The organism is Cryobacterium sp. TMS1-20-1, assembly GCF_004402355.1.
Taxonomy (GTDB): domain Bacteria; phylum Actinomycetota; class Actinomycetes; order Actinomycetales; family Microbacteriaceae; genus Cryobacterium; species Cryobacterium levicorallinum.
This window is the reverse complement of sequence record NZ_SOGF01000050.1, coordinates 1-19,918: the sequence shown is the minus strand read 5'-3', so window position 1 is coordinate 19,918 and position 19,918 is coordinate 1. Positions and strand designations below refer to the sequence as shown.

General features: G+C 59.3%; 18 protein-coding genes and 1 pseudogene. 15 read left to right on the top strand and 4 right to left on the bottom strand.

What is annotated here, in order from left to right:
• Positions 1 to 31: 31 nt before the first annotated feature.
• A complete protein-coding gene (locus E3O45_RS10600) occupies positions 32 to 532 on the top strand; it encodes an integrase core domain-containing protein (protein WP_166789469.1) in 501 nt (166 codons plus the stop codon).
• On the opposite strand, the pseudogene E3O45_RS10595 reads toward E3O45_RS10600, so the two are convergent.
• Positions 463 to 669 (bottom strand): annotated as a pseudogene (locus E3O45_RS10595) (helix-turn-helix domain-containing protein); the annotation flags it as partial. The gene E3O45_RS10600 and the pseudogene E3O45_RS10595 overlap by 70 nt on opposite strands.
• Before the next feature lie 367 nt (positions 670 to 1,036).
• Positions 1,037 to 3,112 carry a glycosyl hydrolase gene (locus E3O45_RS10590; protein WP_166789468.1) on the bottom strand — a complete coding sequence of 692 codons (2,076 nt, stop codon included), beginning with the start codon at positions 3,110 to 3,112 and terminating at the stop codon, positions 1,037 to 1,039.
• Positions 3,113 to 3,369: 257 nt separating this feature from the next.
• Here E3O45_RS10590 and E3O45_RS10585 point away from each other — a divergent pair, with 257 nt between their 5' ends.
• The 9 genes from E3O45_RS10585 to E3O45_RS10545 all read left to right on the top strand — a co-directional run bounded on the left by E3O45_RS10585 (position 3,370) and on the right by E3O45_RS10545 (position 13,271).
• Complete coding sequence (locus E3O45_RS10585) at positions 3,370 to 4,122, top strand: YveK family protein (protein ID WP_134443376.1); 753 nt, start codon at positions 3,370 to 3,372, stop codon at positions 4,120 to 4,122.
• Between the two features lie 4 nt (positions 4,123 to 4,126).
• Positions 4,127 to 5,326: a glycosyltransferase family 4 protein gene (locus tag E3O45_RS10580; protein ID WP_134443375.1), complete on the top strand. Its 1,200-nt coding sequence runs from the start codon at positions 4,127 to 4,129 to the stop codon at positions 5,324 to 5,326.
• 38 nt (positions 5,327 to 5,364) lie between these two features.
• Positions 5,365 to 6,486 carry a glycosyltransferase gene (locus E3O45_RS10575; protein ID WP_166789467.1) on the top strand — a complete coding sequence of 374 codons (1,122 nt, stop codon included), beginning with the start codon at positions 5,365 to 5,367 and terminating at the stop codon, positions 6,484 to 6,486.
• On the top strand, positions 6,479 to 7,570 hold the full coding sequence (locus E3O45_RS10570; protein ID WP_166789466.1) for an NAD(P)-dependent oxidoreductase: 1,092 nt from the start codon (positions 6,479 to 6,481) through the stop codon (positions 7,568 to 7,570). The genes E3O45_RS10575 and E3O45_RS10570 overlap by 8 nt, the downstream gene beginning before the upstream one ends.
• The gene (locus E3O45_RS10565; protein WP_134443372.1) at positions 7,567 to 8,526 is read left to right on the top strand and encodes a glycosyltransferase family 2 protein; all 960 of its coding nucleotides are present in this window, start codon (positions 7,567 to 7,569) and stop codon (positions 8,524 to 8,526) included. Before E3O45_RS10570 ends, E3O45_RS10565 begins: the two co-directional genes overlap by 4 nt.
• Before the next feature lies 1 nt (position 8,527).
• Positions 8,528 to 9,070 carry a DapH/DapD/GlmU-related protein gene (locus tag E3O45_RS10560; RefSeq protein ID WP_134443371.1) on the top strand — a complete coding sequence of 181 codons (543 nt, stop codon included), beginning with the start codon at positions 8,528 to 8,530 and terminating at the stop codon, positions 9,068 to 9,070.
• Positions 9,067 to 10,638: an MATE family efflux transporter gene (locus tag E3O45_RS10555; protein WP_134443370.1), complete on the top strand. Its 1,572-nt coding sequence runs from the start codon at positions 9,067 to 9,069 to the stop codon at positions 10,636 to 10,638. The genes E3O45_RS10560 and E3O45_RS10555 overlap by 4 nt, the downstream gene beginning before the upstream one ends.
• A gap of 72 nt (positions 10,639 to 10,710) precedes the next feature.
• Positions 10,711 to 12,141 (top strand): hypothetical protein, encoded by a 1,431-nt coding sequence (locus E3O45_RS10550; RefSeq protein ID WP_134443369.1) that lies wholly within the window; start codon positions 10,711 to 10,713, stop codon positions 12,139 to 12,141.
• 665 nt (positions 12,142 to 12,806) lie between these two features.
• Positions 12,807 to 13,271 carry a VanZ family protein gene (locus E3O45_RS10545; RefSeq protein WP_166789465.1) on the top strand — a complete coding sequence of 155 codons (465 nt, stop codon included), beginning with the start codon at positions 12,807 to 12,809 and terminating at the stop codon, positions 13,269 to 13,271.
• Between the two features lie 329 nt (positions 13,272 to 13,600).
• Here E3O45_RS10545 and E3O45_RS10540 read toward each other — a convergent pair whose 3' ends face one another.
• Positions 13,601 to 13,786, bottom strand: a complete 186-nt coding sequence (locus E3O45_RS10540; protein WP_198418252.1) for a hypothetical protein — start codon at positions 13,784 to 13,786, stop codon at positions 13,601 to 13,603.
• A 189-nt stretch (positions 13,787 to 13,975) separates the two neighbouring features.
• Here E3O45_RS10540 and E3O45_RS10535 point away from each other — a divergent pair, with 189 nt between their 5' ends.
• The 4 genes from E3O45_RS10535 to E3O45_RS10520 all read left to right on the top strand — a co-directional run bounded on the left by E3O45_RS10535 (position 13,976) and on the right by E3O45_RS10520 (position 18,008).
• Positions 13,976 to 15,394 carry an integrase core domain-containing protein gene (locus tag E3O45_RS10535; protein ID WP_134443367.1) on the top strand — a complete coding sequence of 473 codons (1,419 nt, stop codon included), beginning with the start codon at positions 13,976 to 13,978 and terminating at the stop codon, positions 15,392 to 15,394.
• A gap of 282 nt (positions 15,395 to 15,676) precedes the next feature.
• A complete protein-coding gene (locus E3O45_RS10530) occupies positions 15,677 to 16,492 on the top strand; it encodes a DDE-type integrase/transposase/recombinase (RefSeq protein WP_134443366.1) in 816 nt (271 codons plus the stop codon).
• Positions 16,456 to 17,259 carry a hypothetical protein gene (locus E3O45_RS10525; RefSeq protein WP_134443365.1) on the top strand — a complete coding sequence of 268 codons (804 nt, stop codon included), beginning with the start codon at positions 16,456 to 16,458 and terminating at the stop codon, positions 17,257 to 17,259. Before E3O45_RS10530 ends, E3O45_RS10525 begins: the two co-directional genes overlap by 37 nt.
• Positions 17,256 to 18,008 (top strand): ATP-binding protein, encoded by a 753-nt coding sequence (locus tag E3O45_RS10520; protein ID WP_134443364.1) that lies wholly within the window; start codon positions 17,256 to 17,258, stop codon positions 18,006 to 18,008. Before E3O45_RS10525 ends, E3O45_RS10520 begins: the two co-directional genes overlap by 4 nt.
• A 97-nt stretch (positions 18,009 to 18,105) precedes the next feature.
• On the opposite strand, the gene E3O45_RS10515 is transcribed toward E3O45_RS10520, so the two are convergent.
• A complete protein-coding gene (locus E3O45_RS10515) occupies positions 18,106 to 18,393 on the bottom strand; it encodes an integrase core domain-containing protein (RefSeq protein ID WP_134443363.1) in 288 nt (95 codons plus the stop codon).
• Between the two features lie 32 nt (positions 18,394 to 18,425).
• Between E3O45_RS10515 and E3O45_RS10510 the strand changes: the two genes are divergently transcribed.
• Complete coding sequence (locus tag E3O45_RS10510) at positions 18,426 to 19,802, top strand: IS30 family transposase (protein ID WP_370450364.1); 1,377 nt, start codon at positions 18,426 to 18,428, stop codon at positions 19,800 to 19,802.
• The last annotated feature ends 116 nt before the right edge of the window (positions 19,803 to 19,918 follow it).

Here is a 19,918-nt window from a genome sequence, read left to right as displayed (position 1 = left end):
GGACACCCCGTTCGTTCAAGTCTGTTTGAATATGGCGCTCTGGCGCCGCGACCATGCCGGCCACGCGGTGCGACCAGGGCTGATACATCACTCAGACGCTGGCTCACAGTATACGTCCATCAAGTTCACAGAGACCGTCGCGCTCGAGGGGCTCGTCGCCTCGATCGGGACCATCGGCGACGCCTATGACAACGCGGCTGCCGAGACCGTCATGGGGCTTTACAAGAACGAGGCGGTGGCGAAGACCTCACCGTTCGTGACGGGCCCGTTGAAGACCCTAGCTGACGTCGAAAAACTCACCTTCGATTGGCTGGATTGGTACAACAATCGGCGCCTGCACAGCGCGCTCGGGAACATGCCGCCCGAAGAATATGAACGCAACTACTACGCTGAAACAAACGGCCCGATAAATATCGAAGCCGCCAACAAAACGGCGGCAGGAAATCAGGGACGGTTCACCCCGTGGATTCTCGCCGGGGTTTTTGGTGCCCGCGAATGCGGGTTCAACGCCTTGTTTCCCTCGGCAAGATAGCGCTTCTTCACCTTGTAATAGGAGGGCCGGCTGATGCCCAGTTGCTTGCAGAATTCCGAGATGCTCACCCCGTCGGGCAGGTCGGGGTTGAACTCGATGATCTGGCGGCGAATCGTCGCCGTTAATGTATTTGGCACCTCCCATTATCGAGAAGTACGTCATCAGCGCGGACCAGCCGCGACCCTGCTACCTGTCAACGATGTCGTGAGAGATCCTGTAAGCGATGTGTTGAGCGAGGTTGTAAACGATGAAGTGAGAGATCACCTACCACATCGCCGGACTGCCGGTACCATTAAGGGAGGGCTACTCGCCGTTTGCGGCTTGGCGAAGGGCGGGCTGCTCGTCATGATCAGAGGCTGTGCTCGGCAGCGCCTTTGTTGTCCTCGGATCGGCGGAATTCGGTGTGGCGGGGTTTGGCGCTCTGCTACGAGGAAGGGTCGCTACGAGGTGAGCGGCCCTTCCGTCAAGCCGTCGCAGACCCAGGAAAGGATCTGGTCCTACCCGCTATCCGACGATGGTCGGCGCAGTGACCGCGCCAGACAGATATTGAGGCTGCTCGCCCAGAGAGATCGTGATAACACCGTCAACCGGGGAGACTTCCGACGCATGGCCGTATTGACTGGTGACTGTGATCGGTTCGTCTGAGGCGTAGGCGACTGTCGCCGGCGCTGTTGCCCAGGCGACTCTGGTCTCGTCTGCGCCAGAGCCGAAGACGTATGAGTATGTCGATTCGTTGAGTTCGTCGCGGGAGACCCAATCCTTGCCCCCAACCGCCCGGATCAACACAGCCTGCGACATCGCGGACAACTTCGGCGCGAGAGCCGGCACAGTCTCTGTTCCGAGCTTGACCAGCCCGAAGTTGCCCTCATGCTCAGCCGGATCGTTGAAGTCGTTCACGAGGTCGTACCAGAAGAATTTCTCAACACCATTTGCGAGAGCAATTGTCTGGGCGCGCACGAGGAACTGGGCTTGCTGCTCCTCGGAGAACGACGCCGTCGACCAGCCAAGCTCGGTCAGCCAAATGGGCTTCGAAACGCCATTGTTGTATTCGCGGATACGATCTCCGGCCTGTTGGAGAGTGGCCATAAGGAACTCCGGCGCACCCGTGCTGTCGTAGTCGTATGGATGAAAGCTGATGGCGTCAAGGTACTGTATGCCGCCCAGTTTGTAGAGATCCGTGATCCATTCGTCATCATGACGGGCGGTGGCAGGGCCCACAACAGTTATGGCCGGATTCTCGGCCTTCACGGCCTCGTAGCTTGCCTTGAGAAGTGGCAGATAGCACTCTGCTTCGACCCCACAAACGCCGTTATTGAACGGAGGATGGTTGAACTCGTTGTAAATTTCGATCGACGACGAACCAAAATGTTTGGCGATCTCTCCGGAGTATTTGCCATAGGCGGCGATGCCTTCATCGGAGCTCACCGTGCGCCCTATGTCGTAAAGGGTGTTGTTGTAGTCGCTTACCGGCATAACCTCGACCCCTGCGGCCTGGAGCGATGTGAACATCGGATCGAGTATCGGTTTGAAGACATACTCGTTCTTCGTCAGCTCTGCTTCTGCCCAAAGCACGTCGGTGCGCAGACTTCCCATGCCCAATTCTGCCGCAAGAGTGCCAGAGTTCGCATAGGCATGAGTACCGAATCGCGCGTCGGTCACGGCAGCGGAATCCTTCGGTTTGTCGAGTACCAGGAACGTTGTATCAATGGGTTCCGCGCCGTCTGCTGCGAGCTTGATCGAATAGAACCCCTGCGCCAAAGTGTCCAACGGAACGACCCCGAGTCCCTGCGGCAGGTCCACCGCACCCGAGGAGACTTCAGTTCCGAGCTCGTCTGTCACTGACCAAGTCACGGACGGAACGCGCCACGCCAAGCCTATATTCGCTTCTCCTGCGGACATCACCAGTGAAGAGTTCGCGACTTGCGTCGGAGCACTGTAATCCTCGAACGAGCCGTTCACGAGGGGGCTTGATTCGATGTCTTTCGTCGTCATAGTCAAACCGTCGGCTATCACGCTGACCCCAGGACCTGCCAGAACGCTCAACGGCAATGCGGTCTGTGCGTCTGCGGTCGTGTACGACCACTCAACTTCAGTCCACGAGTCGTCCGTGACATCGAAATCGTGACGAGTTCCCTCGTCGCCGACAACCACGCTGAAGGCCTTGGCCTTTCTGTTAACGACCTGTAATTGAGCACTGAAGTCGTACTTCGTCAGTGGTTCGACGGCAATGCTCTGACCTAAGGATGGAAGGGGAGTGACCTCTTGACTGAGCGAATTGTCGATTCGAAGCGCAACGCCGCCGTCCGAAACTGAGCCAGCTTCGGCGCTAAACCGCACATTCGCGTCCGCCGCGGAGATCTTCCAGCCGCCGAATTCCGCGGCCACATGAACCATGTCGGGGATTACCACTGGCTCGGTAGTCGGCGAGCCGGTCGGTTTCGTTTCGGGGACGGCCGCTTTTGGCGCGGCGACATTCCACACCACAAAGGCCAAAACAATGACGAGTGCACTCACGCCGGCTATAAGGGGAATCAACTGCTCCCGACTGAATTTGCGGCGGGGTTTGGGACTATTAGTCATTGTTAGATCTCCGTGTGCGAGATAGTGCGATTGCGTGGACGTGGGCAAAATGCGGTCTGCGTCGATTGGAGTGGGGTTAACACGCCGCGACGACCAATGCCCCCACGATCGCATATGGACCACCCAAAGATGTGCAGACTCTATCGTGGCCTAATTTCGGGGCTTGCGGTGGAGTCCTGCCCCATAGCCTCGATGTGAGAGAATTACGGGCCTGCTTAAAAAACCAACGACTCGACCAGGCGGAGTAGGGGGATCGCGTGGAGTTGCGCGAGTACATAAGAATTATGCGCGAGGGATGGCTGGTCGTGCTTGCGATCGCTATTGGTTGTGCCTTTCTGGCTGCTTGTGTGTCGGCAGTTGTGCCGCGGGTCTACAAGGCCCACGCTCAGCTTTACGTCTCGGCTCCGACCGACGGTAGCGGCGGACTTAACGACCTGATCCAAAGCGAAGCCTTTGCTCGTCAGGCCGTTTCCAGCTATGTCAGCGTTGCCAATAGCACGCGCGTACTGGATCGAGTCATTGATGACTTGGGTCTCACTGTGAGCGCAGACGAGTTGGCCCATTCGGTTTCCGCTGAAGCGCCGTTCAACACCGTCTTGATGAACATCACCGTGGTGAATCCTGATCCTGAAATGGCGGCAGAAATTGCCAATTCCGTATCTTCAAACTTCGCCCACGCGATCACTGAAGAGCTTTCGAAGCCCACCGGCGATGCTCCGAGCATTGTCGAGGTAGATGTGACTCACGTGGCATCGCCCCCAACGGATCCATCCTCACCGCTGATCCTCCTGAATACAGTTCTCGGCCTCTTGCTCGGACTCTCACTCGGACTGGGCTTTGTGATTGCTCGCAGTACGCTGCGTAGCCGGAAGCAGCTCGCGCTGGTAGATCACGACCCCTCCGACGCCCATTCGCTTCCGACAGCGGAACCTGCACGCAACAGCGGCTACGACCTGAGCCAGTCGCATCGGCTGTTGTCTGTCCCTGCACTGCACTCTGAAAGTGAATAGTTCGATGAACGTTCTGATGGTTACCAATGTGATCGCGCCGGACAAGCTCGGAGGACTTGAGCGGTACGTACGTGAACTCTCTGCAGCGCTGGTGAGGGCCGGACAAAACGTGACGGTCATTTCCAAACGAACCGCCGATACCCAACCCACCCACGAGATTGCTTCGGATGGCGTTGAGATCATCAGAATTTCCCCGCCAAACAAACGCAATCCTTTCTTTGCGTTGGCCTATCCGGTTCTCATTTCGCTGGCCGTTAGGAAGGCGATCAAGGCGGTTCGTGAGCGAGGCCCAATCGTCTTGCATGGGCACTTCCCCGTTCCGATGATCGGTCCTTCCTTCGGGCAAGTTCCGTACATTTACACGTGCCACGCGCCCGTGTACAAGGAGATACTGGACGAGCGTCAGGGGTCCTATTCACTTCCCAGACCGGTACAAAAGCTGGCTGTATGGGGGCTGAAGACTATAGAGCGGCAAGTTCTCAAGCGTGCGAAAACGATCATCACACTCAGTTCCTTTATCCGAAACGAAGTTGCCGTGCTGGACCGAGCCGCCGGTGGACGGGTGCAGCTGCTTCCTGGCGGCCTCGATACAGAGAAATTTGCTCCGTTGGAGACATCTCGATCCGGCGCCGCAGCCGGGCCGATTTTATTCTCCGCGCGGCGCCTCGTCAAACGAACAGGGGCAGAGGAACTCGTGGCTGCAATGCCTGAGATTCTCCGATCGTTGCCTGATGCGCAGCTGATGCTTGCTGGGGACGGAACCAGGATGGAGCACGTGGCGAAGGCTATCGTCAACAACGGGCTCTCTGAAAAGGTGAAGATGCTAGGGCGAATCCCTGAAGGCGATCTCATCGCCTGGTACCAAAACTGCGACATCGCGATAACTCCTACCCAGGCACTTGAGGGGTTTGGCCTGTCAACAGTCGAAGCCCTGGCTTGCGGAACTCCTGCACTCGTCACACCAGTCGGGGCAAACGCTGAGGTCGTTGGAACGCTGTCACCATTGTTGGTGGCAGGCGGCAAGGCTTCAGGCGACATAGCTAAGGCCGTGATTGCGCTGTGGAACGAGCGAGACGCATACGAGCGCATTCAGGCCACCGCCAGAGCTCACGTGGAACCAGAAATGAGCTGGTCGAATGTGGCTGAGATGCACGTAAACCTCTACAGCTCTCTCGCTGCTCTCCCCGGCGTAACCCGACGATAATGCGCATACTTCATGTAGTCGACGCGTGGGGCGGGGGCGTGGTCACCGCCCTCAACCAATTCGTTAAGTCGACCAGTGAACATGAGCATTTTCTGGCCACCCGACTTCAAGTGGCTGAGCATGTGCCAGATGGTGAGCTGAATCAGTTCAAGGGCGTGGAACGTTTGCCTCACGGTTTTGCAGGCGCATCATGGGCGGTACACCGGTTTGCTGAGGCCATTGGCGCTGACGTCATTCATGCGCACTCTAGCCTGGCGGGCGTAATGGTTCGGGTCGGCAACCGGAATCGGTGGTCACGCCGCCTCATCTATAGTCCGCACTGTTTCGCCTTCGAAAGACGCGATATTTCCCGCATAGTTCGTGGGGGGGTCTATCTCGCAGAGCTCGTACTGTCCCTCAACACCGAGGTGATTGCCGCCTGCTCACATCGCGAGCGGGAGTTGGCGGGCAGGATGTGGTCACGAGGCGGCACCGTGTACATTCCCAATTCGGTGGATGGTGCAAACGAAGATGGCGACGCGCCCGCGGCACCTCGATTCGTGGGTCTGGGCGATGTCGTGAGCGTTGCAATGCTTGGTCGGATCTCTCCGCAGAAGGATCCCACGTTCTACGTCAATGTCGTCGATGGATTGAAGAAAGTCGCTCCGCGTGTGAATGCACAGTGGATTGGTGGTGGTCTCGCTGAATTGGGGGCGCTCATGGAAGCAGCGAGCGTGACCGTTTCAGGGTGGCTTCCCGCCGGCGAGGCGAAGAAGGCCTTGCAGCACGTCGACGTATACGTTCACACGGCGGCGTGGGAAGGATTTCCCATGGCAATCCTCGAGGCGCAGGCGGCTGGGCTCCTAATCGTGGCCCGGGACATCCCGGCATTGTCGGGGACGTGTCCAGATTGGCTGGGAGTCGAACCCGACGATGTCGTGGAACGAATTACCGCGCTTCTCGTTAGTCCTGCAGCCCAGGCCCTCAACCGGACCGAGTGGAGCGTTGCTTTGCAGGAAAACGCACCTGATGTGCAGCGGACTCGCCTGCTCGATTTGTACGCGCGCGGGCAAAGACGAAAATTCTGGGATCGGCGAGCTATTCGAAGCGCCGCGCAAGTGACTACATCAACCGAAGTGGGAGCGGCCACTGGTCGTTGGAGGAGCGAGGAAATTGACTGAAACAAACGAGGCCGCGAGGCGAGTGCTCATTACCGGTGGGTTGGGATTCATCGGAACGAAGGTCATTGAGCGCCTCCGTCCGAATGACGACATCATCGTTGTTGACAATCTGCATCCTCAGGTACACCTAGACAGAACGGCAGTGGATCTCCTCCCGCCAAAGGTCACCTTCATCGAGGGCGATGTCACGGACTTCGCCACCATGCGCGCGGTCGCATCCCACAAGCCCACCATCGTTCTACATCTTGCCGCCGAGACCGGGACCGGCCAGTCCCTTTTGGAATCACGTCGGCATGCCAACGTGAACGTAAATGGTACGGCTACGCTGCTGGACGCCATGTCCGCCGAATCATGGGTGCCGGAGCGATTCGTTCTCACTTCTTCTCGTGCCGTCTACGGAGAGGGCAAATGGACCAGCTCAGAGACCGGAGAGGCACACTACGCCGAACCGCGTAGCGGTGAGCGACTCCAGAACCGTCTCTGGAATCCCACTGGACCCGAGGGCGAGGAACTGGACGCACCGGTCGCCAACAAGATTGGTGACGTGGATGCGAGGCCCACCAACGTCTACGCTGCCACCAAGCTCGCCCAGGAAAACATGGCGCACGCTTGGTGTACCTCGTTCGGTGTCCCGCTGTCTATCCTGAGGTTGCAGAACGTTTATGGCTCCGGGCAAGCAATCAAAAACCCGTACACCGGTGTGCTGACGTTCATGGCCCGGCAGGCGCTAACTGGAGCCCCAATCAACGTCTATGAGGACGGTGGCATCGTTCGCGACTTCGTGAACGTGATGGATGTTGCAGATGCGATTGTGGCCTCGATGAGTCTGACGACTGGTGTCAGCCTCCGCGCAGATGTTGGCTCGGGTGCCGCGGTTACATTGCTCGAGATTGCTCAACTCTTGGCGGACCTGTCGGACTCTAGGGCCCCGTTCACTTCCGCTGAGTTCCGTCTCGGTGACGTGAGGGCTGCGTTCGCGGACTTGACCGAGGCAAAAAAGGAACTCGATTTCACCCCGTCCTGCAGTATCGAAGACGGGCTAGAGGGCCTCTTATCTTGGGTCGAAACGGAAGTGGCACGATGACGAGTATTGCCAAGGTCGGTGTGGTCACAGTTACCTATAACAGTGGCCGGGTCCTCGACGATTTCCTGGTGAGTCTCAAGGCTCAGGTTGGTGTTGATGTCCATCTGTACGCGGTGGACAACGCCTCAAGCGACGACACGCTTGCAAAGCTCAGCAGATACTCCGCCGAGAACGCCGTGACGACCATCGCCAACAGCGGCAACGAGGGTGTCGCCAGTGGAAACAATCAGGGCACTGTCGCTGCCCTTGCAGATGGCTGTGACTGGGTGCTTCTACTCAACAACGACACCGTTTTCGGCCCGGACGTCCTAGCTTCGCTAGTTCGATCGGCCGAAAAGAACCAGCTCAACATCTTGTCGCCACTAATCGAGGCCACAGAACCCGCTGGGTCAATTTGGTACCTTTCTGGAGTGATCTCCCCGTACAAGGGCATGTGGGCAAAGCACCTGCGCATGGGGGAGCCGCTCGTTGGCCCGTACCCTGACGTGATGCCGGTCGACTACGCATCGACTTGCGCACTCCTGATCCGTCCCTCAGTCTTCGAGTCTGTGGGACTCATGGACCCGGTGTACTTCGTTTACGGAGACGATGTCGATTTTTGCATCCGGGCGACTCGTGCAGGGTTTCAATACGCGGTGGCCGGCGACGTCAAGATCCTGCACAAGGCCAGCAGCATCACCGGCGCATTCACGGACCCGTTTGCTGTACGTTGGGTCACGCGGAATTGGGCGGTTGTAGCGCGACGCCATTGCAGCCCAGTCCAGCGCGTCTCGGGCAGCGTCTATATGGCAGCTTGGACCCTCGCCCGTTTCGCGGCCCGGCGCGAGAATTTCACGGTTCTGAAGGGGCGCCTGAGGGCCTTCCGCGAGGGCTGGACATTGAACCTCTCGTCGGTTCCACCGCGATTGGACAACCCAAATATTGATCGTGGTGTGATACCGAACAGAGTTCGCTGATATGTCGGATTTCTTCTGGAAGATCTGGTCAGTGCTCGTTTTTGCGCGGCAGTTCGGTAGTTTCGGACGCCGAACCTGGATCCGGAAACCCCTGATGATCCATGACCCTAAGCACATCTCAATTGGTTTCGGTTGCTTCATCCGAGATGGCGCACGCCTTGAAGTGGTCTCAAGGAAGGGGCTCGCTCCGGGGAAAATCGAGATTGGCAACAACGTGACAATGGAACAAGGGATCCACATCGTTGCCTGTACGTCTGTAGTCATTGAGGACGAAGCCTGCTTCGCTCCTCGCTGCACGATCGTCGATACAACCCACCCCATCGGAGTCCCCGAGCAGGGCAACCGTGCGCGGCAAGTCTCAAACGAGCCAAGCTTCGTCCACATCGGGAAGCGAGTGTTTCTCGGCGCAAACGTTGTTGTGTTGACCAATGTGCGAATCGGTGAGAATAGCGTCATCGGCGCCAATTCAGTTGTTACTCGCGACATACCCGCGAACTCCATTGCGGTTGGATCACCCGCGCGGGTTATTAAAACCATCCGATGACTGAAGTCCTTAAACCACGGGCTGGACGAGCCACTATTCTGTTGCTGAACTCGCTGGCGAACATTCTTCGAGCCTTTTCTGGCAGTTTGACTACGATCCTCGTGCCAGTATTCTTGGTCTTCCTGCTGCCCAAGTCCGACTACACGGTGTGGGCTCTGGTGTACGGCATGGCGTCTTATGTGATATATCTGGATCTAGGGTTGCAGGCGTCAATTCAAGCCACTGTGGCGCACAGACACGGCGCGGGAGATGTCCGTGCAGCCAAGAAAATAGCGGCATCCGGGCTCAAGATCGTGACAGCGGTGTGTGCGGTTTCAATATTTGGATCAATCTTGGTGGCATGGCTGCTTCCCTCGATTTTCCCACAGATTCCCACCGAGCTCCTGGGCCAGGCACGCGTTGCGCTACTGGTGCTGGTCGGAGGACAGCTGTGCGGACTCGCAACAAACGTGGCCTCGGCATATTTTGCCGGACTACAGCGTTCGCTGGAGCCCGCAGTAATTGCGACAATCGCCCGCTTTGCATCGCTTGGAGCGGTAATTCTCTGTATACCGTTCTCGCAGAACCTCGGAGTCCTTGCAGCTGCTTTTTCCATCCCGATCGCGGCTGGGCTTGTAGCCATTGTTTGGCGATTCTCCGCAGAGCGTCCCCAGAACGAAATCTTTATCACAGGCGGGATGGAATCCTCCGCCTTCGACAATCGGCCGTGGCCATTGCTGGTTTACTCCGGGCCTTTGATGCTCTGGAACATTTGTGTTCTCGTTGTGAATGGCGCAGGGATTGTCATCGTCGGGTTGTTTGCATACGAATCAGTCGCGGCGTTCTCCATCGCCTCGATGTTCGCTGCAGCTGTGGTTGGTGTCGGAAACGCTCTAACGACCCCCCTGCTACCAGAATTCAGCCGGGTTTCCACTTCAAAAGGTGGCCTCGAAGAACTCCGGGTTCTTCTTCGCAACGCCGTGAGAATCAGCAGCGTCGTCATTCTTGGGTTGGCAGGCGGCTTGCTTCTACTTGCCCCGGTGTTCCTTGAATTGTCGGGGCTTGCGATGACAGGGGTAGACGAGTTCATCCTCGTCGGTTGCGTTGTACTGGCAGCTTCTCTCCGGCTTCTCATGACACCGGTGACCATGGTTTTCATAGCGACGGGGACCCATCGCCGAATCGTCCTGCCGCCAGTCGTTGAGGCACTCCTTACCCTCACGATCACGACAGTCTTGGCGTCGATTTACGGCGCTGTTGGCGCTGGCCTTGGAGCGTTTACCGGTGCGCTGATCGGCGTAACGTTGACTCTTACCTGGTCCCTCAAATCTTCAGGCATCGCGTTCGGCGACTTGAGCGACACACTCCGGAGCGGGCTCCTTGTGCCCGTCCTGTGCTGGTTACCTTCTTGGGCGGCATCGCTAGCGCTCGGCGCATCGGCCTGGCCGCTCGGGTCGAGTTCAGGGCTTGTCCTTGTCGCTTTCGGAAGTTCCGCCGTGCTTGCTTGGTTCTTCGGATTGCACGCCGCAGATAGATCCATGATGCTTCGGGTGGCTCGCTCATTCGGTCGACGTATAAAGGTCGCTTAGCATGCGGCGAGTGCAAGTCAGCTGTTGCGCCGTGATCGGTAACGCGCGCAATGCGCACCTTTGGGGGGAAGTATGACGATACTCGGGCTAGGTTTCGCGGTCCTATTTGGCTACTTTCTTCTATTTCGGCGCGAGCAGTTTCTGTTTTGCGTAGCTTTGGCGATGACCGTTCCGGATTCAGCGTTCGTGGTGGTCACGGGGATAGGGGTGAGCCCTTACTACGTCTCTTTAATACTTCTTGCAGTGCTGTCAGCTTGGTCGCTCGTCAGGCCACCTAAGGATGACAAGTTCGACTACCAGAATCGGTGGACGCCATTGGCCCTCCTGAGCGTGTGCTTGGTCGTCTACACCTTGCTTCTGACACTTGGTGCTACCTCTTGGTTCGCGGGAACCCCCATCATTTCTGCCAGAATCAGCGGTACCAACGAGGCTGGTGCAGTATTCACACCGTTGTCCTACACGGACTCCAATTCTGCTCAGTTGGCGTATTTCATTCTCAACATTGGCCTGGTGTTCTACGTGGCCAGATCATCGCAGCGAGAGTCACCCCTGAAGATGCTCGCCGTTGGGCTTGGTGTTGGGGTTGCACTGGCAGTGTGCGTCACGGCAATTGAGCTGCTCATTACTTACGACGTCCACGCGCTTTTTGATACTTCACCTCGAAACTTTTATGCGACCGAAATAAGTGAGACCCGCGTGCGAGGGCAGTTCTCCGAGCCATCGCACCTCGCGGCCTACGCAACTGCAGCGCTTGCCTTCATGCTGTCGGCCATGAGGGGGCAGAGGGGAATCAGGCTCGTAGGTGCGATTCTGCTCACCACGCTGAGCGCTGTGTGCATCGTCGGTTCAGGGGCTGGAACTGCCGCGGTTGCGCTCATCCCACTGGCCGGACTCTACGTTTTGGGTGGAGTGATACGACTGATCTCAACGTGGCGATTGCCTGCATGGCTCGTGGTGGGAACGCCGGCAACGCTTGGAATTGCCATACTCCTATTCCCAAGTGTGCTGCAGATGGGGACGGAGCTCGTTACCACGAAACTCGATTCAATCTCCTACGTGATCCGAGCTCCCCAGGACGCCAACGCATGGAAAGTGCTGGGGGAGACCAACGGATTGGGTGTGGGGCTGGGCAGCAACCGGAGCTCAAGCTTGGCATTGATGATGCTCTCCACGATCGGAATTCCAGGCGTAGTGATGCTTGGAATACTGCTAGTTTCTATTGTGTACTCTGCTTCGAAGGCTCAGCGGTCGCGTCCGACGGCGTGGGCTCTGGTTGCCTTCGTCACCTGCGCATCAATCTCCGTGGCAGACTTCACGTCCCCGGTGCTGTGGATGGCTGTGGCGGCCTGCTACGCCGTGTACAAGAGGGAGCACGTGTCCTATCCCGATGGAGATTCAGGACTCGCACCCGATCCGTCCATGCTCAGGGCTACGCGGTCAGTGGTCTTACGAGCCGAGCGGGGAAGCCTGCGTACAACGAGTGCGGTTCGCGGTCCATCGTGACTACCGATCCGGCCGCGATAACGACACCACCCTGCCCGACTGTGACTCCAGATAGCACGGTGACGCTGCCGCCTAGCCACCTCCCGGAACCAATGGTGATCTCACCGCCATAGTCTCGGCCAGCGCGCTTGTCGCCGGATCCGATTTCGCGGGTCCCGGTCAGCAGCGACACCTTCGGACCAATCGAGCAGTCAGATCCAATAGTCACCCTGTTGGTGTTATCCATGAACACCCCGAAGTTGATGAATGCGCGTGCGCCAATGGAAATATCTCGCCCGCCAAAGTAGCCAGACGGGCCGATTGTGCTCTTGTGAACGTCGAGCCCAGCTATCCGGAGTGCACCCCACCGGAAGGCTCGAGGAGAAGTGGGGATCTAATAAGGACATTGAGACGGCGTCACGCGCCCAGGCGCGAAGGTATCCGGGAAATTGCGCCATATCATGATCATATCGAAGCCGCCGGGTTCTCCAGCTGACTCCGATACCATCAACGAGGGTCGTCGCCGATGCCACCATCTACGCACTCGACTATTGATTCTGACGGCCACAGTCGGTGCGAGGCAATTCAGAAACTTCCGATATTTCAGACGCAGAGACAGGGGGCACATCATGCGCGAGGCAAAACCGCCGAAGAGCAGAGTCCGTCAGTGGCTTGGGGGTTCGACCTTGATCGCCTACGGACTGGTCGTCCTGCTGGCCACGCTCTGGCCCACCCCCCTGGACCAAGGGTATGACGCGTCTATTCAGAAGTTCCTCGGAGTGCTCCACCGGAACGGGATCCCTGATTGGTTTGGTTACGGAAAGCTTGAATTTACCTCCAACGTGGCTATGTTCGTTCCCCTCGGCTTCCTGACGGCGCTCATTCTCCCGACGCGCGTGTGGTGGCTCGTGTTCGTCCTGTGCCCTGGTCTCTCGATTGCGATTGAACTCACCCAGGCTTCATTGCTCGCAGCGCGATTCGCCACCTACTCGGACATTCTCGCCAATTCAATAGGGGCGGTCCTTGGTGCGCTGATCGCAGTGATCCTCCGAGCGCTGATCTATCAGCGAGATGAAAAACTCATCGCCCGGACTCTATGGTGCGAGCGGTACGCCGCCCGCAGTGTTCGGGCTGAGTGCGGTGCGACGTAAACGACAGGACATCCAGGGGCTGAGAGCCCTTGCCGCTGGACTAGGAGACTGCTGCTTTAGGTCGTTTCAGTGGGCCGTTCGAGTGTCCAGGGCTGTTTTCTTGCACCGTGCCCGGGCCGTGTAGCGGCGGCTGCGGGGATTGCAATTCGAGTTGACCGAGGTCTGGGTGGTGGCCGACGGGGCTGTGGCGGGTGGCTGGTGACCATTTTCAGGGTTGCCGAGTAGCCCCTGGTGGTAGCGCACGTCCGAGAACACATCCGGGGAGGTGGAACTGGCCCGGCAGGCGATGTGGCCAGCCCAGCCAGACCGTCTCGACGAAGTTCGAGGCGTTACTCCCAGTAGTCCTTCGCGGTCTTTGCTTCGTCGCTGCGTAGGCGTCGCATGTCGACTTCGCCGAGGTTGAGCGTGCGGGCTTGGCTGGCGAGTCGGTTGACGGTGGAGTCGGCGGCTATCCGGTCGGGGAGGGCCTCGACCCAGTAGGCCGGTCCGGATTGGCTGACGATGATCGCCGGCATGGCGAGTAGCGCTTGATGGTAGCGCCAGTCCAGGTAGTTGGTATGTGTTGTCTCAGCACAGTGTTTACAGCCTGTCTCACCGCCTTGTTGACACTATGTCTCAGGACGTTGTTTACAGGATGTCTCACGACGTTGCATACACGTTGAGCAGTGGACGGAATCCTCACGTGGCCTCGGTTTTGATGGAGAGTGCCCAAATCTCTCCCACCTTCCGTCCGCCGCCAGATCATCGAATTTGATCCTCTTGCCGCCGATGGCTCCAGTATCTCCGAACTCTGCCAACGCCTGAATATCAGCCGGCCGTCGTTTTATAACATCCGGCGACGCTTCCTTCAGGAGGGAAATAAGGCGCTGAATCCGCACTCGTCGGCCCCGAAGAATCCCGTGCGGACGTTCGACAAGAAGACGACGGAAATTGTCCTGCGCATCCGTGCTCGGCTGAAAAAGGAGGGCTGGGATAACGGTCCCAAATCGATCTGGTTCACCGGTGTGGACACGAATGAATTCAGTCAACCGGTTCCGTCGGTGGCGACCATCGCCCGGATCCTGTCATCATCCGGCGTGACGAACTCCAACCCGCGTAAACGGCCACGGACGGCGTGGCTGCGGTTCGCCCGCTCGTCGGCGATGGAGATGTGGCAGCTGGATGCATTCGAGTATCGCCTGGCGACCGAGCTGGCCCCGAAAATGACGGTCTACCAGCTGCTGGATGATTCTACCCGTTTCGACGTGGGCAGCATGTGCTTCGCCGACCCGGAGAACGGCACCGACGCCATCATCACCCTGAGCGCCGCGATCGACGATCACGGCGTGCCCAAAGAGTTGCTCAGCGACAACGGGACCGCGTTCAACCAGAGCCGGCGCGGCAACATCTCGGCGACGGAACGCTTCCTGGCCGACCGTGGGTGCTTGGGGATCAGCGGCCGGGGCGGCCACCCGCAGACGCAAGGGAAAAACGAACGCAGCCACCAGACGCTGCTGCGGTTCCTCGATGCCCGCGCCCCGGAGAGCCTCGAACAGCTCGCCACCCTCATCGTGGATTACCGCAACTACTACAACTACCGTCGCCGGCACCAAGCGTTGCCCGGCTCCATGACACCGGGCCCGGCCTGGGACGCGGCCGAACACCAGCCCTCGGACGGAACACCGATCAGTCATAAGGAACTTCAAGCGCGTGCCGACGCCTACCGGGACAAATCACTGGCCAAGCAGGCAGCTGAACCCGACAGTAACAGTGCCGGGGCTCTGCCCGCGGCCACACTCGCGCAGAGCGAACAGCTGGCGCCGCGCGGCGGCAGACTGCGTGACGGCTCCGACGAGGTCGTCATCACCCGCACCAACCCGCAGATCTACTTCCGGGGCCTGAGAATCAAGGTCCCGACCCATCTGGTGGGCAGCTACGAGGTTGTCAGCTCCGAGACTGAATACGCGATGTTCGACAGGAGCAGCGGCGACGAGAGCATCTATTTCCCGTTGCCGTTGCAGACCGCGTCCACGCGGGACCAGTTCGCGCTTTGGCAGGTGAGAGGAGCCAAAATACGTGACCCCAAACCAGCATGGCTGAGCAAGCATTTGTCGTATGAACTTGAGCACTTCCCCGAGGAATAGCCGCACCGCCCGGTCGCACCCGGCGGCTGGGCGGCCCGCCACCGGGTGTCATCAACGTCATGAGATCGGATGTAAACAACGTCGCGAGCACGAGTGTAAACAACGTCGTGAGACTTGTTGTAAACAACCTCATGAGAGCGTGTGTAAACAACCTGATGCGAGAACACATCCAGTGACTTGGTAGCACGATTCCGGGTACACGGTAGCGCTGGCCGGGGTGAACTGCTCTGCTGTGAGAGGACCAGGCATCAGGCGTGGTCCTTTTCAGTAAGGGGCGGGGTCATGGCGGACTATCGAAAAATCTTGGGGTTGTTGCTGGAGGGGCGGAGTTACCGCGAGGTCGTGGAGATCGTGGGGTGCTCCCATCGCGACGTGGCCCGGGTCCGGCACGAGGTCCAACAGCGCGGTCTGACCTCGACCGTCGCGGTCAGCGACGTCGAGCTGGCCGAGTGGTTCCCCGACGGGCGCCGGAACGTGTCGGACGAGTATGACCAGCCCGACTTGTCGCGAGTGCTGGCATCGATGAAAGCGAACCGGCACTTCACGTTGCTGCTGGCGTGGCGTCGTTACGTCGACACGAAAGACGCGGGGAAGAAGTACGGGTATTCGCAGTTCTGCGCCCTGTTCACCGACTACCTCCGCACCCATGACCTGGTTGCGGTGCTGCGCCATGAGCCGGGTCGGGCAATGCTGGTCGACTGGGCCGGCGACACCATGGACGTCATCGACACCATCACCGGCGAGGTCGTTCGAGCGATTCTGTTCGTCGCGGTGCTGCCATTTTCGGGGCTGATGTTCTGCCGCGCCTACGCGGATATGAAGTCTCCGGCCTGGCTCGACGCTCACGTTCGAGCGTTCGCGTTCTTCGGCGGCGTTACACAGATCGTCGTGCCGGATAACCCGACGACATCCACCCACCAGACTCATAGGGGTGATGCGGAGCGGATCGTCAACGCACGTTATCAGCAGCTCGCTGATCACTACCAGACAGCAATTGTCCCGGCCAGAGTGAAAAAACCCCGCGATTATCCCGAATTCGGGATAATAAGGACAAGGCATCCGTGGAAAATACGGTCTCCCATGTTGCGACGTGGGTGATCGCCGGATTACGTCACCGGAGCTTTGGAACGCTCCCCGAGCTGCGGGGCGCGATCCGGGAACGCATGGATGCCTATAAGCGGGAACCGTTCCAGAAACGCGCCGGCTCCCGCCTCAGCGTGTTTGAGACCGAGGAGAAAGCGCTGTTGCGACCGCTGCCGTCGGCTCCGTATGAGATCAGCCGGTGGATTATGGGGCGTCGGGTGCACAAGAACGGGCATGTGGTCTGGGAGAAGAACTTCTACTCCGTCCCCTACGCGCAGATCGGCCAGGGCGTCGACCTGCGCATCACCAGCCAGGTGCTGGAGATTTATCGCAACCATGAGCGGCTCACCAGCCACCTCGTGTTCGGCGAGCATGTCGTGAACGAATACCGCACCAACGATGCCGACCAGCCTCAGGGTGAGAAGTATCGAGAATGGGACACCGTCAGAATTCGAGCCTGGGCCGACCGGGTCGGCCCACACATGGTGACCGTCGTCAACAGGATCTTCGACTCTGTCCCCGTGGAGGAACAAGGCTTTGACCCGGCCCTCGCCGTGCTGCGGCTGAGCCGCCGATACTCCAGCGACAGGGTGGAAAAAGCGTGCCAGATCGCGCTGGACGGTCGCGTCCGCTCGCCCCGATATGCGCACCTGCAGCCGATCCTGGAGACCGGGCAAGACAAGAAAAGCACCCGCAGGATGCCGCAGTTCGAACCCACGGAACCCGAAACTGGCGGCTATGTTCGCGGCGCCGACTACTACGCCGGAGGCGGTGCACGATGAGCCGGATCGATATCGAGACCAAACGCAAACTCCGCGAGATGGGCGCCACCACATTGTTGGACGCCTTCGATGCTCAAGACGATACCTTGACGCTGGGTTTGGCGTTTGAAGAGAAGCTCAAGCTAGCCGTCGATGACGCCCACTCCGTCTTCACCCAAACGAAGGTCGAGGGACTGATCCGTCGGGCGAACCTGCGCTATCCCAACGCTGACCTGCGCCGTCTGGACCTCGTCGAGGAGCGCGGCCTTGACCGGTCAATCATCGCCGGACTTGGAACGTGCTCGTTCATCGACCGACAGCAGAACGTCGTGTTTCAGGGCTTCACCGGGTCAGGGAAGTCGTATCTGGGGTGCGCCTTGGCGAAAGCTGGCTGCCTGCACCGGGTGCGGGCGCATTACATTCGGATGCCAGAGCTTGAAGAGGCCTGGCAGCTGGCCCGCGATAAACCCGCCGGCACCACGAAGCTCTTGAACAAGTACGCCGCGTTCACCCTGTTGGTGATTGATGAATGGCTTTTGGACGAGCCGGACGAGAGCACCAGAAGCATGCTGCTGGAACTCCTCGAGCGGCGCTACGACCAAGCATCAACGGTCTTCTGCACCCAATACGCAAAGAGAGATTGGCACCAGCGCCTCGGCTCCGGGGTTCACGCCGACGCGATCATGGACCGCATCGTGCACAACACCATCTGGGTCGAGACCGGCGGCCACAACATGAGAGAACACACCGCCGGCCAGGTCAAGGCATAAAGGCTCGCGTGGTCGGGCGCCGTTGGCCCCCGACCACGCGACGGCCTGGCGCTCGAAGGCAATACCGGTGGCCCCCACAGGCAATACTCAGTGGCCCCTAAACACTCAAATACTCATGCAGGCGCCGATTGTTGTACCAATCCAGCCAATCGAAGGTGAGCTTTTCGACGTCAGCGAGGGTCTTCAACGGGCCCGTCACGAACGGTGAGGTCTTCGCCACTTCCTCGTTCTTGTAAAGCCCGATGACCGTCTCGGCAGCCGCGTTGTCATAGGCGTCTCCGATGGTCCCAATCGAGGCGACGAGCCCCTCGAGCGCGACGGTCTCTGTGAACTTGATGGACGTATACTGGGCGGATTCAACTGGTCGTCGCAACACCCCGATCATGGAGGTATTCGATGGGGCGTCCCGCAGGTTGGATGAAGGATTTAACGGGTAGGTCCCCGATGAAGTCGCCGGGTGCGCCGTCGCATCGGCGGGCAATCGAGCGAGGGTTCTGGGTCGAAGTCGCGCGCGGGGTCTCCAGCGAGAATGCGGCAACGGCCGTTGGCGTGTCGCCGGCAGTTGCCGCCCGGTGGTTCCGGCATCTTGGCGGTCTGTCTCCTTTCACGCTTGCCCCACTGACCGGCCGCTATCTCTCCTTCGCTGAGCGTGAGGAGATCGCGTTGTGGCGGGTTCAGGGCCTGAGTGTGCGTGGCATTGCCCGGGCGACGGGACGGTCTGCGTCGACGATCTCGCGCGAGTTGCGCCGCAACGCTGCCACCCGCGCGGGAAAACTGGAGTATCGGGCCTCTGTTGCGCAGTGGAAGTCAGAACTCGTGGCCCAACGACCGAAGGCGGTGAAGCTTCTGGCCAATGACCGGCTGCGCGATTACGTTCAGGACCGTCTATCAGGGGCAGTCACAGACGCCAACGGTGCGCCCATCTCCGGACCGACGACACAGACGTGGAAGGGCCGCAACAAGCCCCACCGCCAGGACCGACGCTGGGCGACGGTGTGGAGCCCGGAACAAATCGCCGGTCGCCTCCGCATCGACTATCCCGACGATTTGTCCATGCGGATCTCCCATGAGGCGATCTATCAAGCCCTGTATGTCCAATCCCGAGGCGGACTCACCCGCGATCTTGTCGCCAATCTGCGAACGGGTCGGTCGTTGCGGGTCCCGCGCTCCCGGGCGCGGCACAGGCCCGGTGGCCACGTCACCGCGGACGTGATGATCGACAAACGACCCGAGGAGGTGGCTGCACGAGAGGTCCCTGGGCACTGGGAGGGTGACCTCATTATCGGAACGGACGGGTCGGCGATCGGCACTCTCGTGGAGCGCACGACCAAAGTCACAATGCTCATCCACCTGCCGGCGATGGAAGGTTACGGGGTGCAGCGGCGGGTCAAGAATGGCCCAGCGTTGGCTGGGCATGGGGCCGAGGCCACGAGGAAGGCGCTGGTGATCCAAATGGGTGCTCTTCCGTCGGCGATGCGCCGATCATTGACCTGGGATCGAGGCAAGGAACTGGCCCAGCACGTGGAATTCACGCATGCGACCGGGATTGCCGTCTACTTCGCCGATGCCCACAGCCCCTGGCAACGACCACTAAATGAAAACACGAACGGACTGCTGCGCCAGTACTTCCCCAAAGGCACCGACCTCGCACGGTGGGGCGCTAATGAACTCGACGCCGTTGCTCTGACGCTCAACAACCGACCACGCAAAATCCTTGGCTGGAGAACCCCCGCCGAGGTGTGGGCAGAGCACGTACTATTGACCGAACAGGCCGGTGTTGCGACGACCAGTTGAATCCGCCCTGTGAGCCAGCGTCTGAGTGATGTATCAGCCCTGGTCGCACCGCGTGGCCGGCATGGTCGCGGCGCCAGAGCGCCATATTCAAACAGACTTGAACGAACGGGGTGTCC